This window comes from Devosia sp. 2618, from assembly GCF_040546815.1.
Lineage (GTDB): Bacteria > Pseudomonadota > Alphaproteobacteria > Rhizobiales > Devosiaceae > Devosia.
In genome coordinates, this window is record NZ_JBEPOO010000001.1 from 1646373 (window position 1) to 1661078 (window position 14706).

A 14706-nucleotide genomic window follows, 5' to 3' on the forward strand; every position below is an offset into this window, starting at 1 on the left:
CCAGTTAGTCAGAATTCAGCCGCGGATCAGTTGCGGCAGCCACAGCACAATTTGCGGGAAGGCGATCACGAGACCGATCATGGCCAGGATGGCGAGCATGAACGGCGCGACCCCGATCATGATATCAGTGAGCGAGCCGCGACGGCGAACCCCCTGGACCACAAAGAGATTCATGCCGATGGGCGGGGTTATCAGCGCCATTTCGCACAGAAGCACGATCAAGATGCCGAACCAGACCGGATCGAAACCGGCACCGACAACCAGCGGGGTGAGTACTGGCACCGTGACGATCATCATCGGCAGCGGATCCATGAAGCATCCCAAAACCAGATAGATCAGAATGATGGTTGCCAGTAGGGCAAAGGGCTCTAGACCAAGCGAAACGATGCCCGTGTTCACTGCGCTCACCAGGCCCATGGCCGAGATAACGAAGTTGAGAAACCAGGCCGCCATGACGATCAGCATGATCATGCCGGTCGTCCGCATAGTCCCATCGATGGCTTCCAGCAGCATGCGCGGCGAGAGTTGCCGGTAGAAGGCCGCCAAGAGCAGGGCCGAAACCACACCAAGAGCGGCAGATTCCGTGGGCGTGGCAATGCCCATATAGATTGAGCCAATTATGATCGCGAAGATGAATAGTGGTGGCAGGAGGGACGGCAGGCTCTCGACGCGGGCTTTCCAGCTCGTTTCGATCTTCTGCCCTCCCAAGGCCGGCTTGATTGCGCAGACGACGTATATCACCAACGAAAACAGCAGCGCCAGAACCAGACCGGGAACGATGCCGGCCATGTAAAGGGCAGGAACCGAGGTGCTGGTCAGCCAGCCATAGAGGATGAGGTTGATCGAGGGCGGGATGAGAATACCCAGCGTACCGCCAGCGGCTACGGACCCGTAAAACAGGCGCTCGCCATAGCCGTAGCGCTTGATCATCGGCTTTGCGACGACACTGATGGTTGCGGCTGTCGCAACGCTCGAGCCGGAGGTTGCCGCGAAGGCGGCACTGGCGCCGATATTGGCGTGCATCAAGCCGCCCGGCATCCACCCGATCCATTGCACGATTGCGCCATAGAGGCGATCGGCAATGCCCGCGCGCAACAATATTTCGCCCAGAAGGACAAATAGCGGCACACTTACGAGGAGATAATTGGACGAGGACACCCAGCTCAGTTCACCCACCGCCAGAATGAGTGGCATCGGCGAAAAGAACCAGTCGAGCCCCATGGCCAAGAGCAGCATGACAGCGCCAATTGGCAGGCCAATGGCCAGCATGCCGAAAAGAAGTCCGAGTGCGGTTGTGATCATCATGAGCGCTGTTCCGAAGTTTCGAGCCGACTCGCGGTTTCTGCGATCGCTTCCTCGACGTCGTCGTCGGTACTGGGCGAAGCCGCGATACGAGCAGCCTCATTCAGGTCCTTGCGCAGGACCGCCCGCAGAGCCTGGACGGAGCGTCCAATGGCAACCAGGGTGAACCAGGCAAGCCCCCAGGTCCAAAGGCCCTGCGGAATAGCGAGGGGGATGCCGAGGGGCGTGTTCGAGCGTGCGCCCAAGCGAATTGACGTCGAGAGCATCCCATAAGCGCCGTAAAACAGCGCGGCGCCGACGATGGCTAGGCTCAGCAGTGCGATAACGTCGAGCAAGCTGCGCGGGGCGTCCGGCAGCTTGCGGGCAAGGATGTCCACCCGGACATGACCGCGTTCAAAGATCACATAAGCCAGCGACCAGGTCGCGGCCAATGCGAGGGTGTAGGAGGCCAACTCCGTCCCTACGCTCATGTTACCGATGCGGAACATGCGCATAAAGACTTCGACGACAATCAGAACGGCAACGCCCAATAGGGCGCTGCCTCCGATTCTGGCCATCCAGAGCGAGACTGCGCTGGTGATTGGTTCAAGTTTCTGCATGATAGTTATTCGGCAATTTCCAGGCCGACGACCTGTCCAGCCGAAGCGTTCCAGTTGGCGACGCATTCCTCGCCGCAACGGTCGGCCCAGCTCGGCAGGACGGTACTGGTCAGCACTTCTGCCGCGTGGGCCCGATCTTCTTCCGAGAGTTCAACCAGGGTCATGGGCCGATCGGCGACGATGCCGTCCCGGCAGTCGCCCTCAGCGATATTACAGTTGATACCATCCTGGATGTCGCTGACTGCCTGGGCCCATTGACGATCCTCCATGCCGGCAAATTGCTCTGTCAGGAACGCCTGGGTTTCGGCCGGCAGGCGATCCCAGCTATTGGCGTTTGCTGCAAAGAAGGTCATCGACCAGCCCATGGGCAGGACAACCAAATGGTCGGTAACCTCCCACCAGCGGGCGGTGTTGCCGGCCGAAGTACCGGTGACAGCACAGTCGGCCACGCCGCGATCCATGGCGGGCACCACTTCTGCGAACGGGATGTTGACGGGCTGGCCGCCCAAGCCTTCTACCAGTTCCGCCATCGAGCGGTTGAACGTGCGGATCTTGAGACCCGAAATGTCTTGGAGACCGGCCACCGGTTTGTTGCAGTAGAGCACCTGCAGAGCAATTGGCGCCATGGAAAGCAGCTTCACGTTGAAGCGCTCGGCCATTACGGCCTCGAGTTCAGGACGCAGGGCGTCCGCCATGGCCCGCTGCACATCGATGTCGGCGGTGAGGCCCGGCAGATCCAGCGACTCGAACTGCGAGGCTTCGCCCGCCATATAGCTCAGGGTGCCTTCCGAGATATCGAACATGCCCAGGCTCAATAGCCGCAGCACTTCGGGCCCTTGAATCCCCAGGTCGTCCAGCGAACCAAACGTTGTCGAAATAGCGCCGCCGGACGCTTCGGACAGCTCTTCGGTAAAGAACGGCTCCTGAATGAAGCGAAACTGGTTCTGAGTTTGATTCCCACCCGAAACCTTCAGATTGACGCTCGCTAATTCCTGCGCGCTCAATGCTACGCCGCTCAAGGCAGTGAAGCTAAGAACTGCAGCCCCTATACAAGCTTGTACATTATTCATCTGTGATCCCTCTCCCTCGGAAAATCCCTCATATGCGCGAATTTTGCGCATGGCGCAGGCAGCGCCTACCTCGCAATCAAACGGTAACAGTATTGAATGAACTCGCCTAATTAGTATTTCTGGAGACAAATTATTGGAAAAACTAATATGAGAATTTCGTTAGGTCATCTTGAGGCAATGGTTTGGATCGCTCGGTTGGGAAGCGTAAGCGCAGCCGCCGACCACCTAAACTTAACTCAATCGAGCGTTTCGCTGCGTCTCCGTGATTTGTCGGATGCGTTGGGACGCACGCTATTTGTTCGTCAAGGCAGGCGAATGGCCTTGACGCCAGACGGTTCCACGACCCTTGCACACGCAATTCTTGTCATCGAACAGGTAGACAAACTTTATGAAAGCGCACGACCACAACAAATCGCTGGCACTCTCAGGATGGGTGTCAGTGAAGCGATCGCAATGGCAGGACTACCAAGCATCATAAGTAAACTTGCCAAGGCCCATCCGAAACTCCGACTGGAGCTGGCCATTGGCACGAGCGCAGATTTGGAACGAGACCTTTTAGCCGGAAATGCAGACTTGGCACTGGGCATCAATTTATACGAGGATCCCAGACTAAAGATCCTGCCATTGGGTGAGCAACAATCCACTTGGCTGGCTTGTGCAGGTCTGCCGCTTCCGGAATGTGTGCGACCGCGAGACATTGGTCATTTGCCTGTACTCACTAACCCCAGTCCGTCCCCGATGTATCAACAGACAGTGAACTGGTTCCGCACGGAAAGGATCACACCACACCATATTTCTGTGTCCAACAGCGTGACTGTAATTGCCCATATGGTCGCAGCGGGCGTTGGGGTGGCAATTCTGCCGACGCGACTTGTAGAAAAGAAAATTACCTCCGGTGAGGTAATAGCGCTCCGCAGCGAACCAGCGATTGAAGCCTCATTTTTGAGCGCCGCCTATCGCGCGGATGATTGGCGTCCTGCCATTAACGCAGCACTGGATGTTGCGCGTGCCGTCATTGACGACATCCACTGGCTCGAACCTTCGCGGCGACTAAGCTGAGGCATTTTTGTCGCATTCATGTCGGATGTAATCGCTATGGGCGTCGAGAATGGCCAATTGAGGACTACCCCTCCAACACACATTAGCTCGTTACCGTGTGATGTGGTATTCGCATCGAGGTGCCGCGCTTTCCGCATCGTGTCTTGTGTTACCCCGCAGGAATTATGCCTCCAAATGTTCGGCTTAACCGACTCATCAGGCAGTGACCCGCGGGCAAATGCGTGGCCCTATGCGTACTCAATGGGTTTGTCGGGGCACAAATCACAATCCAGCCCGACCATATCGAGTTAGTCGAGCAAATTATTGATTTTGTGATAGAATTAATTGGAGGCCTCGTCCGGACCGCCAGAAACTTGATAAGTCAAATGCATAAGGCCCCGGTGGGACAAAAGCGAAGCGCCCGCAATCCGGGGCGTGCGTAAATCAAGTGTCCCACTTTTCCAATCATGCAGCCAATTCGTCCTAATCGCGTTTCCCACCCAAATCTCGGGAGATGTCGATGATTCTGAAGCGCATTACGGCCGATCAGGTGGCCGAGCTAACCGATAGCGTTATCGTCTCGGTCGGTGCCGAAGACCCGGCCAGCGTCACCGCCAGCGTCTCATGGATGGAAGAAGGCGATATCCTCGCTGACGAGGGTCCGCTCACCGTTCCCGATGCTTTGACCCTCGCGCAAACCAAAGCGGACGAGATGGGCAAGGACACCATTTACATCACTCTCCAGCCGGATACCTTCAAGTGGCTGAAGGAATGGGGCGTGCTGAGCTAACATGTGCGGACGTTTTACCAATGAGATGACCTGGGCGGAAATCCACGCGCTCTACTCGATCCACGACGCGCCACCTCCATCCTCCAACATGCAGCCGCGCTTCAACATCGCGCCAACACAGACGGTGCAGTTTGCCGCGCTCGATAAGGCCGGGAACATGGAGCTCAACCAAGGCCGCTGGTGGCTGGTGCCGTTCTTTGCCAAGGAACTGCCCAAAGCCGCAATGTTCAATGCTCGCATAGAAACGGTCGACACGTCGGGCGCCTTCCGCGAGGGCTTCAAGTCGCGCCGCTGCCTGATCCCTGCCGATGGATATTTCGAATGGACCACCAACGAGGTCGACGGCAAAAAAGACCCATGGTTGCTGCAGATGCCAGGCGGAGCCGGTTTCAGCTTCGCCGGTATCTGGGCGCACAATGAACACCTCGACGTCACAAGCTGCACGATCATCACCGCGCCGGCCGTCCCAGAGATCGGGCACATCCATACGCGTATGCCGGTGATCCTAAGCCCCGAGACCTATGGCGCGTGGCTCGATACCGGAATTCAGGGCTCGGAGGCCAAGGCCCTCTTGCTCGGTAGCCAGATCGACAGCCAGTTGGAGTTTCACCGTGTCAGCCGCGAAGTGAACAGCAGCCGGTACGAGGGCACCGACACCAAGAAACCCCTGATCAACTCGCTCTAGCACAAGCCTATGGTCTTCCGTCATCCGCGCAGGATAAGGTTCCACCATGGACCCTTTGAAGCAGCGACTGTTGGACGATGCGAAAGCCCTTGTTTCGCGGAGCGCCGAACAGGACGCAGGGCTTTCTGAAGTTGAGGCCGCGCTCGATGAGTTGATCGACGCGAGACTTGGGCCCATAAGCAAACCTGACTTGCGACTGGGCCAAAGGGCTATTGGGACCAAGGGGGCGCGAGAATGAGCCGCGTGCCGTCGATCCCGCGCAGGCCGATCACGCCACTCGATGAAATCGAAGCCATGCTGAACGTCTCAGACGATGAGGGAAAACGCCGGCAGGCCGAGTTTATCCGCGACGAGCTAGCGCGGATCGGCAATGAGATCGCCGCCCCCGCGAAGACACCTAAAAACCGCTGATCAACTCGCTCTAGCGCTTCCGGCGCCACAACTCGCGAGCGCTGGCAGGCAACCGATCCTCGTCAACGAAGACCTCGTCCACCCACTTCCACTCTGCCGTCGGCCTGCGGATCACGAGCGCACCATCATCGTCCAGATCAGGTAGACGGGTACTGACTTGCAGGTACTGAGACTTGCCGCATCTAGAGCACTTGGTGAAAACGCCCATGGCAGGTCGCTCCGCGCCATACACCCTCACCAAATCTCGGGCCAAGAAGTGGCTGGTGCGCCGACACAGGTTGCACCGGACCACATAAAGCCGATTGTCCAGCGCCATATCCGCCAGTTTTAGGCTTTCCATGGTGCGCCGGCTCGGCGTCATGCCCATTAGCGCACCATAGGCTTCTTGACGTCTAGCGCTTCGCGTACGGTTGAGGTGGGGTACCCAGTTAGCTTCACGATGTCTTTCGCATCTAGGCCCGTGTCAAACAGCCGCCTAATCTGCACCGTCTTCGATGGCTTGATTTTCATGTCCATGTTTTTCACCTCATTCTAGCCAAGCCTTGACCCGATCTGAGGCGGCTTATAATGAGAACGAAATAAGAACACAGGCGATATCATGTCAATGGCGAAACTCACCACCCCAACGAAGTTGATCGTTGTGATTGCGTTTGTGAGAGACGATGAGGGCGAGCTGCAGCCCGCGTTCGAACCGCGCGAAGTGCAGTCCGAGGATAAAGCTAAGTATGACGCCCGCATGTTGGCGGCATCGAACCAATATGCGGGCGTTATCGCGTGGTGGCGCTCGGCGGATCTGGTGAACGGCGTGTTTGGCGACCCCGTCGTGTTACATCAGTGGGGCGATATCCCGGAGATGGAATAGCGAATCCTATCACTTGAGCCTTGCAGTCGCCCTGATAACCTCGTTTTTGAGATCATCAACGACATTGGCCAGCCCATCGATTTGGCTCGCGAGTTTGTCGGTGGCAGTGGCATGCGCCCGCGCTGTTACGTTCGCCTCTGTTACCGCAACGGTCAGACCGTCGACCGAACCTGCAGCTGACAGCAACGCGGTTGGGTCGACAATTACCGCTGCCACTTGGGCAGAGCCCGAGGATGCCGCTGGCGCTGTATGCTGCCCCTGCCAAAGGCCGAGATAGCGAAAGCCAATAATCAGCGCCAGCACGATGCCCAGCGTCACCAGCGCAAGCGGCTGGTCAGCAATCAAATCAAGAAGCTTTTCCACGCCGCGTTTCCCCTTGGTCGTGTGCAGCACGATGGATATTGACCAGTTCGCCTATTCCAAACAGCGGATAGATGGCGAGCCATGTGCTGACGACACCGGAAGACGCGAAACCATAAACGATGCCGAACCAGATAAGACAGCCGACGCCGGCAGAGACTTGCCGGATCATCGGGGTAACGTGCCGCCGCGCGCCGTTGACGATGAGGCCGCCAATACGGGCGACCCCCAGCACCACCATGATCCAGCCCAATGCCGCGCCCGATGGGAACACGGCACGAAAGCCAGCCCAGGCAGGTTGGTTGAAAAGGTCTGGGCTGGCCAGCAGGACCAGCCCGAACATCAGCGTGTGGAAGGCCATGAACCATTCCATGATCCGAGGGCCGAACCTGTGCTGGATTTGTATCCAGAGGCCCGGCCCCGCGTGTGGGGTCTGGTTCATTTGCCCGTGATCCTATCCCAGAGGGTGCGGGGCGGCTTTGCAGCTTCCGCCAGTGCCTCGACCTTTCGCGTAGTGGAAATGCCCGCGCCTGACTTCGGCAGCGCGATCTTGGTGCCATCGGTGGTCACCACCTGGGCCTTGGTCGTGGCGCGATAGGACTGCAGCTGCGTCCAGACGTACCAGCCGAGGCCGATGGCGGCCGAAATGGTCAGCCCGCCCCCCTGCCCCGAAAAGATCGCGTGAACGTCATTCTTCATACTCTGAGGCATGGCCAGATAGATCGGCACGAAGATGGTGGCCAAAGAGCCAAGCTCCTGCACACGACGCCAGAGCCAACCAGCGGCTGCAGATTGAATAATGGTGGTCAACATGTGGTCCTCCTAGAACCGGACAAAGAAAAGGCCCGCAACTGCGAGCCCGAAAAGGATGATGGTGATGATGCCCCAAGGCGGGGATTTGCCCTTGGCGGATTCAGGTAGCGGCGTGACGGGGATCGGTTTGGGCTTCGGCGCAGGCTCACCAGCGAGCCCAGCCTTGAGTGCCGCCTGATACTGCTCGGCATAGCCAGCGATCAGGTCAGCCTTGTCGGTGCCGTTGATGACGCGACGGGCATTCTTCCAGTCGACCGCCGTGCTGGTGATGTAGTCGCCGAGCTTCTTGCCGGTGAAGGTGCCGAGCATCGAGCCCTCAACGAGGATGCGGGCAGCTATCGGCAACTGCTCGGCCAGTTCCGGTTTGCCGACAATGTCGACGCCGAGGCGCTTGGCCCAATCGGTGTAGTTGCGCCGGCCGGTGATATGCGCCAGCCCGCGCCCCATGAACCGCTTGCCGTCACCGGCCTGCGTGTTGCCGAGGCGAAATGCGAGACTGTTGCGGGGATCGTCCTTGGTCCACGGCTTATCAAAGTCGCGCTCATATCGGCGCTGTGCCCTCGTCGGCCTCCAGATTTCCTTGAGCCATTGGAGCTGGCCGGTTTCGTGGTGTGCCGTCGCCATGAGGTAGGCCAGCTTATGGGTCTGGCCATCGCCGTAGCGATCCCAGGCGGATGCGATTGCGTTGAGCCCTTCGACCTGAGCCTGATTGAGCTTTCCGTCGAATAGCGATGTGCGCACCGCGTCGAAGAACGCAGCGTTTAGGGCCATGACGGCCTCCTATGATGTTGAAATAAAAGTGGAAATTGATCTTGGGCAGTGGAAATACCACCGTTGCAACGTTAGGAAAAAAAGCCGACACACTTAGCTTTTTTAAATGTCGCCCCAAGAGAGCGGTGCTACCGCAACTTCACAAGGGATCTTCCAATGTCAGTAAAACACCGTGTTGTAGACCTGCGATCCGGGATCATTGATCCTCATGAAATCATCGTCGAGGGCGCGCGCTCGCCTGAAGATGCAGTACGACAAGCACTGGGCTGCGATCTTGTGAGAAGCGGCCAAAAGCGCCACCTTGCTGCCCGCGTCTATTTCCAACTGCCAGATCAACCAGTGAGTATGGTCAGGCTCTACAACAAGGCCGAAGGTCAGTAGATCGGACCGATAACCTCGTCATCGCCATAGCGTCAGGGTGATATCATGAACCAAGAAAACACAGTCTTAGAAGCTAAAATAGCAATCGACGGCCGCACCTACATAGCGTCCTATTACGTTGAGGCTGGATTGGTCCATACGATCATCGCTGGTAAAAAATACATTGCCCCTTTGATCGAAATCACCGCACTCGATGCAGTTAAGTCGCTGATGCAAAGGCATTATGATTTTCAAGCGGATCAGTCTGGTGATGATGTAGTTTGGCAGACGAAATCTGGACCGACCGATGGAACGGAAGAAAGTCCGTAGGCGAGTTCTGCATCAGTAACCACGGGGTATCACCGGGAACCTTTCGTGGCCTACTCCATTCCTTCAATCGAAGCCCCAACGCTTCACCTGGGCCGAGGCGGGATGACGCTACCGCTTCGGCCTTTTTGTGTATCGGAACCCCTTATTCGGCTGGCGGCGGTTTGACAGTGGACGATGCTGGCCAGCAGGCCTTGCTCTGCCCATCGTCAAACGAGGCGATGACCTCGCCATCATTGCCCTTAAGCCGCAGCCCCGAGCCATCCTTGTCCACGCTGGCCACGCCCTCGATGGAGATCACGCTGCCATCGGTCAGCTGCACCTTATAGGTCTTGGCCATGATCATGCCCCCGCATTGGCGCTAAGGGCGCTGTTCAAGTCCTCGATTTGCACGTCGCGATCAGCGACGGCGATCTCGAGGTTGGTGATCCGATCCTTGAGCCCGTTCACCAGTTTGTAGAGCTTGCGCAGCTCGTCGTTCTTCAGTGCCAGTTCGCTCGCGAGCTGCGCCACCTGATTATTGCTTGCGTCCATCGGTCTTTCCTTTCTTGCGTCCGAAAAAGAAGAACAGCGCCCCGCCTGTCATCACGCCGATGAACATGAGGGTCGCTGCGAAAATGTCCTGCGTGGCCACGCAGTGCCAAAGCTCCAGATTGGCAACGACGAAATCGTTGAGGGTGGTGCCGGTGTGGAAGGCGAAGTCGTGTGCATCGCAGCACACGCGCCAATCCAGCCCGCCCCAGCCATTGATAAAGCCGGTGCAGCCGTCGTCTTCAAAAGCGACGCTCATCGCAGCACTGGCCAGTCGACAAGCGCCGCCGCGTTCGCCTGAGGCGCGGTGTCCGCCGCCATGACCAGGCGCTTGTGCCCTAGACGTTTGCGCTCGATGATTGCCGAGATGGTCGCCCACAGCAGGCCTTGCTCGATCACCACCTGGGCGGCACCGAACAGCGACAGATCGAGGTCATCCGCCTCGGCATGCAGGTTCGGCACTTCATACTGGCTGACAGTCGTCACATAGTCCTGGGCGGCTTCATCCCAGACTGTGTTCTGCATGATCATTTCGGCTTCGCGGAGCTTCTGCTCATAGACCAGAGCCTGCCCCGCCCCCAGGGTGATCACCGAGGCGCGCAGGTTTTCGGCCTGGTCATCGATCTGCCGGCAGAGGCGAACCTTGAGACCGGTGATATCTTCGGCGCGCACCCTCATTGGACGACCACCTCGAATGTCTCGCGCTGCCAAGGAAACGGCGGCGCAACGAGGAAGCTGTAGAGACCCGCGCGGGTGCTGCTCCACTCGAAGGCACCATCGTCAACGGTGAACGTCGCGAGATAGGCCGGGTCGGTTCTTTCCACGCCGAAGTTGCGTATCGCCACCTCAGTGCCAGCCGGAACATTGCCGATCAGAAAACTGTCGACATCGTCCCCGGTAATCGTCTTGTCGTCAGGGATCGAGACGCGCGGGCGCGGCACGGCGACATGCTCGACCACATGGAACAGACGGTCATCGAAATCCCCTTCGAGGATGATCTCGTTTGGCGCCTGCGACTGAGCAGCCATTTCTTGCAAATTTGCCGCGCCGGTGAGGGTACGAAGGATTTTGCCGGTTTCGGCGTCGTACACTAAGTAGCTCAAAACTCACCTCTTGCTGTTCAGATAGTCGATGCTGCGGAAGCCGTAGTTGAAAACGTTGCCGATATGACCGCCGCCCCCCACGTTGCCACTGACGGTGAGCGTCCAGGTTGCGTTTGAGGGAGAGTTGTCGACGTAGGCCAAGCCCCATTGCGTGCGAGGGAACTGGGCTGCACCGATTGCTGCGGACACCATTGTCGTACCGTTTTTCTTAAGTTTGATGGTGCCGTAGTAGGTGGTGCCGTTCATCCATAGTGTTGCAAGCGCCCTGACAATGAGCCGGTTTCCGGTGGGGTTGATAGCGAAGGTCTGGATGGTGTGGTCGGCGTTCGTATTGCCGGTAGAGTCCTCATTGGTAGAGACCACAGCATTGGCTACCGTCACAGCGTTATTGGCGATCACGTCGGTGATCACCACGCCATCGACAAAGAGGCTGGCCGTGTTGATGGCTCCGGCAGCGATCTTGCCTGCGATGATCGCGTTTACCGCCAGCTTGTCAGCGGTGATCGCGCCATCGACAATCAGTTCGGCGCTCGCCCGGCGAAACACTGCGACATTGGTGACATTGAGGCCGCCGGAGCTGTCAGCCTGGGCGACTTTTCTTACAGTAAGGGCTGTAATACCCGCTGCGCCTGGAGGGACTGTGAAGGTCCCGCTAATCGTGGAAAACGATGTGCTAGACATGTCTCCACTATCGGCAACGACTAACGCAAGGCCCAAGCTTGCACCAGTGTTGTCGATAAACCCCGCTCGGAGGTGAATTCGAGACTTGCGCGGAGCCCCAGTAGTCTCGGCATCGACCCGGAACAGAAACTGATCTCCTGGCTGGCAGGAAATGATGTTGAGGCCGATTGCGTTGGCGTATCGGTCAACGGTCGTCTCGTCAAACTTCAGAACATATTGCGTTGGGGCATCGCTCGGACCACTCACGACCGTCACACCAGCTGGCAACGTCCAGCCGGCGGCGTCACCATTCACAAATGATCCGTTCGGTACAAGGTTTTCGAAGTCCGTCAGGATCAGCTCTCGCGCAGTAATCGAGTTCGCCACCAGCTTGTCGCCAGTGATCGAATTGGCCGCAACTTTGTCCGCAGTCACGGCGCCGGCACTGATCTTGACCGCCGTCACGGCACCAGTGGCGATCTCAGTAGCCGTCACAGCGCCAGCGGCGATCTTGGCAGTCGTGATGGCATTGGTGGCGATCTTGTCTGCAATAATCGCATTCGCAGCGATTTCTGTTGCGGTCACCGCACCGGCCGCGATCTTTGCGGTCGTAATTGCATTCGCGGCCACTTCAGTAGCCGTCACAGCGCCAGCAGCGATCTTGGCAGTGGTGACCGCATTGGCAATGATCTTGTCCGCCGTAACCGCGTTGGCCGCGATCTTATCCGCGGCAACTGCGCCGGCCGCCAGCTTGGGCGTACTGATTGCGCCGTCAGTGATCTGGGTAGCCGTGATCTGCCCAGCAAGGTCATCCGCAGCGACAGCCGACGTAAATCCTGCTGTCCCCGAGGGAGAGCCAGCGTGGCGGTAAAGCTTGTCGTCCGTGGTCAGAAAGACCTGGCGGCCCTCAAAATTGCCAGTCGAAGGCAGACTGCCCACGATTTCGATTGGGGTCAGGCCCGATGCGAACTTGGTGATAGTCACCGCGCCATTGGCCAGCTTATCCGCAACCACAGCGCCGCTGGCTAACAGTTCCGACGTCAGAGCCGCCAGGGCGATCTTGGTCGTGCTGACGGCCCGGTCGGCCAGCTTGAGCGAGGTGACTGCCCCATCCATTAGCTTGGACGCGGTTACCGCAGCATCTGCGAGCTTGGTCGCAATGATCGACCCTGCCAGGACATCTGAATAGGCGCGCCCGGTGGCAAGGATCGTCGACGCCCAAGGCGTAAACGTCTTGAGCCGATCCGGCACGGTCGTGATCGTGGCGCGGGCCACATAGACCTTGTCGGACTCGACGTTCTTGCTGGTGATATAGCGACCACTCTCGGGGTTTACCGCAACGTCGTACTGCAATTCCGTTGCGCTATCCGCGCCAGCACCCGAGTTGACCTTGTAAACGATGCGCACGGCCGTGATGGTCGGATCATCAGGAGGCGTCCAGGTGAAGCGCAGCACCGGTACATCGAGCCCGCCGGTCCCGTTCAGCAAACCGGCTTCGACATCGAAGTTTTGAACGGTCGACAGAAGGCTTGGATTGATCGGCGCCGTCGGCGGAATGACGATAGGACCGGGCGAGATACCAGCGGACGAATAGACATCAGCGCCGGTCTCGGACAGCGTCAGCGTCACCCGCAGCTGGGCGTCAGCACGCCATCCAGTGACCAGCCACGACTTTCCGTCGAAGGTGACCCACTCCCCCTCTTGCACGGCAAAGCCAACGCGGCGCGACACCGGCACCGTGGCGGACCCGCCCTTGCGGTTCTGGCGATAGCGAATGTTGAGCAGGTACTGTGCAATGTCCGGGTCGCTCACCTGCAGGAAGTCATTGCGGGTCTGGCGCGGTCGGCCATCAGCGGCGACATCAGCATTGACATAGACCGGCTTCAGGCTGTCAGGCGTCCAATGCGCTTCGCGGGAGATGAACTGCCCAGACATGTAGTTGTAGAGCTCGAACGCCGACTTGCGGCGCTTGAGGTCCTGGGCACGGTCGATGGGAATGTCGTTTGCCGTGATCGAAACAACAGGGATTTGCGGCGCACCAGCCACTACCCCAGACAGGCCGCGCCGATTGAGGGCATAGCCAGCCATAGCGTCGTCGAACTCTTTGAGGATTTCGGTGTGGTCATCCTCGGCGTTGACGAACAGGCCGCACTGATAGGTGGGCTTGCCGGCGCGCACGGCATCGCACGCGTTCATCGAGGCGATGTAGGAGCCGAGGTCCAGCTGGCCGAGGCTTTTGCCCTCGCCGATCAGGGTGCGCCCGGAGATAAGCCCACGCAAACCCAGCTGATAGTTGAGGCGATGCACAGCCGGGTTCTGTGTGTAAACCCAAGTCGACGGAGTGCCGAGACGCTGCGGCCCGGAGCCACCGGCAACCGTGCTGTCTTTGCGCGGGTCGTATTCACGCAGACCGCGCAGCACGAACTCGAACTCGGCACGGCTCTTGAACTTCTCCGCATCATACTGGCGCTCAAGGACGACATAGGTCAGCCCTGCGCAACGCGATGTGTTTTTCCAGTTCTGACCCAGACCAGCGGTGTCGGCGACGAGCTTTGTATCGACACCCTGCCCCGGCCGCCCATCATAGAAACGGATCGAAATGAGCGTGCCAAAGCCGCTGACGCCATAATGCGCCGCCTCATTGCCGATGACCGGACGCGTGACGAGGGTACGCCTTTCGCCTTCGAAGAACACGACAGGTTCAAGTCCATCGCACCAGCCGTTGGCCAGCAAGAGAACGTCGGCGTTGAACTTATTGCCGCTGCCCCACTTGGCATAGAAAATGTGATGGCCCTTGGTCTTGCCGGGGCCGAAAAGCGTTGAGGCCGGCACGTCGGCGCCATACTGAATTTCGCCCTGCACGGCCGCATATGCGCGCTGCTTGGGGCGATTGAGAGACTGCATAAGCAACGACGCGCCAAAGGCCAGCCCGCCAGCGATGAGCGTTGCCGCAATCGCGGAGCCGCCAAAAAGCGCGCCCGCAATTGCCGCGCCGGCTAGGGAGAAAATTGGCATGGACGAACT

At 58.6% G+C, this 14706-nt stretch carries 21 protein-coding genes; 7 read left to right on the forward strand and 14 right to left on the reverse strand.

Going from position 1 to position 14706, the window contains the following annotated elements; genetic code table 11:
- Nucleotides 1-15 precede the first annotated feature (15 nt).
- Genes ABIE28_RS08175 through ABIE28_RS08185 form a run of 3 tightly spaced genes read right to left on the reverse strand, consistent with a single transcriptional unit; the run spans nucleotide 16 to nucleotide 2971 of the window.
- A complete protein-coding gene (locus ABIE28_RS08175; protein ID WP_502913430.1) occupies nucleotides 16-1302 on the reverse strand; it encodes a TRAP transporter large permease in 1287 nt (428 codons plus the stop codon).
- The gene (locus ABIE28_RS08180) at nucleotides 1302-1901 is read right to left on the reverse strand and encodes a TRAP transporter small permease subunit (RefSeq protein ID WP_354061811.1); all 600 of its coding nucleotides are present in this window, start codon (nucleotides 1899-1901) and stop codon (nucleotides 1302-1304) included. Before ABIE28_RS08180 ends, ABIE28_RS08175 begins: the two co-directional genes overlap by 1 nt.
- Before the next feature lie 5 nt (nucleotides 1902-1906).
- Nucleotides 1907-2971 (reverse strand): TRAP transporter substrate-binding protein, encoded by a 1065-nt coding sequence (locus tag ABIE28_RS08185; protein ID WP_354061813.1) that lies wholly within the window; start codon nucleotides 2969-2971, stop codon nucleotides 1907-1909.
- Nucleotides 2972-3118: 147 nt separating this feature from the next.
- On the opposite strand from ABIE28_RS08185, the gene ABIE28_RS08190 reads away from it, so the two are divergent.
- The 4 genes from ABIE28_RS08190 to ABIE28_RS08205 all read left to right on the forward strand — a co-directional run bounded on the left by ABIE28_RS08190 (nucleotide 3119) and on the right by ABIE28_RS08205 (nucleotide 5895).
- Nucleotides 3119-4030, forward strand: a complete 912-nt coding sequence (locus ABIE28_RS08190; RefSeq protein WP_354061815.1) for a LysR family transcriptional regulator — start codon at nucleotides 3119-3121, stop codon at nucleotides 4028-4030.
- A gap of 499 nt (nucleotides 4031-4529) precedes the next feature.
- Nucleotides 4530-4799 (forward strand): hypothetical protein, encoded by a 270-nt coding sequence (locus ABIE28_RS08195; RefSeq protein ID WP_354061817.1) that lies wholly within the window; start codon nucleotides 4530-4532, stop codon nucleotides 4797-4799.
- A 1-nt stretch (nucleotide 4800) separates the two neighbouring features.
- Nucleotides 4801-5484 carry an SOS response-associated peptidase gene (locus ABIE28_RS08200; protein ID WP_354061819.1) on the forward strand — a complete coding sequence of 228 codons (684 nt, stop codon included), beginning with the start codon at nucleotides 4801-4803 and terminating at the stop codon, nucleotides 5482-5484.
- Between the two features lie 234 nt (nucleotides 5485-5718).
- The gene (locus ABIE28_RS08205) at nucleotides 5719-5895 is read left to right on the forward strand and encodes a hypothetical protein (protein WP_354061821.1); all 177 of its coding nucleotides are present in this window, start codon (nucleotides 5719-5721) and stop codon (nucleotides 5893-5895) included.
- Between the two features lie 10 nt (nucleotides 5896-5905).
- Here the strand turns inward: ABIE28_RS08205 and ABIE28_RS08210 are convergent, their stop codons facing one another.
- Nucleotides 5906-6262, reverse strand: coding sequence for a hypothetical protein (locus ABIE28_RS08210; protein ID WP_354061822.1), 357 nt, complete (start codon nucleotides 6260-6262; stop codon nucleotides 5906-5908).
- 237 nt (nucleotides 6263-6499) lie between these two features.
- On the opposite strand from ABIE28_RS08210, the gene ABIE28_RS08215 reads away from it, so the two are divergent.
- Nucleotides 6500-6757, forward strand: a complete 258-nt coding sequence (locus ABIE28_RS08215; RefSeq protein ID WP_354061824.1) for a hypothetical protein — start codon at nucleotides 6500-6502, stop codon at nucleotides 6755-6757.
- A gap of 9 nt (nucleotides 6758-6766) precedes the next feature.
- Here ABIE28_RS08215 and ABIE28_RS08220 read toward each other — a convergent pair whose 3' ends face one another.
- Genes ABIE28_RS08220 through ABIE28_RS08235 form a run of 4 tightly spaced genes read right to left on the reverse strand, consistent with a single transcriptional unit; the run spans nucleotide 6767 to nucleotide 8701 of the window.
- The gene (locus ABIE28_RS08220) at nucleotides 6767-7120 is read right to left on the reverse strand and encodes a hypothetical protein (RefSeq protein ID WP_354061826.1); all 354 of its coding nucleotides are present in this window, start codon (nucleotides 7118-7120) and stop codon (nucleotides 6767-6769) included.
- Nucleotides 7104-7559 (reverse strand): hypothetical protein, encoded by a 456-nt coding sequence (locus tag ABIE28_RS08225; RefSeq protein WP_354061828.1) that lies wholly within the window; start codon nucleotides 7557-7559, stop codon nucleotides 7104-7106. Before ABIE28_RS08225 ends, ABIE28_RS08220 begins: the two co-directional genes overlap by 17 nt.
- Nucleotides 7556-7930 carry a hypothetical protein gene (locus ABIE28_RS08230; protein ID WP_354061830.1) on the reverse strand — a complete coding sequence of 125 codons (375 nt, stop codon included), beginning with the start codon at nucleotides 7928-7930 and terminating at the stop codon, nucleotides 7556-7558. The genes ABIE28_RS08225 and ABIE28_RS08230 overlap by 4 nt, the downstream gene beginning before the upstream one ends.
- Before the next feature lie 9 nt (nucleotides 7931-7939).
- A complete protein-coding gene (locus ABIE28_RS08235) occupies nucleotides 7940-8701 on the reverse strand; it encodes a hypothetical protein (protein ID WP_354061831.1) in 762 nt (253 codons plus the stop codon).
- A gap of 156 nt (nucleotides 8702-8857) precedes the next feature.
- On the opposite strand from ABIE28_RS08235, the gene ABIE28_RS08240 reads away from it, so the two are divergent.
- Nucleotides 8858-9082, forward strand: a complete 225-nt coding sequence (locus tag ABIE28_RS08240; RefSeq protein ID WP_354061832.1) for a hypothetical protein — start codon at nucleotides 8858-8860, stop codon at nucleotides 9080-9082.
- Nucleotides 9083-9127: 45 nt separating this feature from the next.
- Nucleotides 9128-9391 (forward strand): hypothetical protein, encoded by a 264-nt coding sequence (locus tag ABIE28_RS08245; RefSeq protein WP_354061834.1) that lies wholly within the window; start codon nucleotides 9128-9130, stop codon nucleotides 9389-9391.
- Between the two features lie 142 nt (nucleotides 9392-9533).
- On the opposite strand, the gene ABIE28_RS08250 is transcribed toward ABIE28_RS08245, so the two are convergent.
- The 6 genes from ABIE28_RS08250 to ABIE28_RS08275 are packed head-to-tail and all read right to left on the reverse strand — an operon-like array spanning nucleotide 9534 to nucleotide 14697.
- Nucleotides 9534-9728, reverse strand: a complete 195-nt coding sequence (locus ABIE28_RS08250) for a hypothetical protein (protein ID WP_354061836.1) — start codon at nucleotides 9726-9728, stop codon at nucleotides 9534-9536.
- Nucleotides 9729-9730: 2 nt separating this feature from the next.
- Nucleotides 9731-9922, reverse strand: coding sequence for a hypothetical protein (locus ABIE28_RS08255; protein ID WP_354061837.1), 192 nt, complete (start codon nucleotides 9920-9922; stop codon nucleotides 9731-9733).
- Nucleotides 9906-10178: a hypothetical protein gene (locus ABIE28_RS08260; protein WP_354061839.1), complete on the reverse strand. Its 273-nt coding sequence runs from the start codon at nucleotides 10176-10178 to the stop codon at nucleotides 9906-9908. Before ABIE28_RS08260 ends, ABIE28_RS08255 begins: the two co-directional genes overlap by 17 nt.
- On the reverse strand, nucleotides 10175-10597 hold the full coding sequence (locus ABIE28_RS08265) for a hypothetical protein (protein WP_354061841.1): 423 nt from the start codon (nucleotides 10595-10597) through the stop codon (nucleotides 10175-10177). The genes ABIE28_RS08260 and ABIE28_RS08265 overlap by 4 nt, the downstream gene beginning before the upstream one ends.
- Complete coding sequence (locus ABIE28_RS08270; RefSeq protein ID WP_354061843.1) at nucleotides 10594-11022, reverse strand: hypothetical protein; 429 nt, start codon at nucleotides 11020-11022, stop codon at nucleotides 10594-10596. Before ABIE28_RS08270 ends, ABIE28_RS08265 begins: the two co-directional genes overlap by 4 nt.
- Before the next feature lie 3 nt (nucleotides 11023-11025).
- Nucleotides 11026-14697 carry a phage tail protein gene (locus ABIE28_RS08275; RefSeq protein ID WP_354061845.1) on the reverse strand — a complete coding sequence of 1224 codons (3672 nt, stop codon included), beginning with the start codon at nucleotides 14695-14697 and terminating at the stop codon, nucleotides 11026-11028.
- Between the last annotated feature and the right edge of the window lie 9 nt (nucleotides 14698-14706).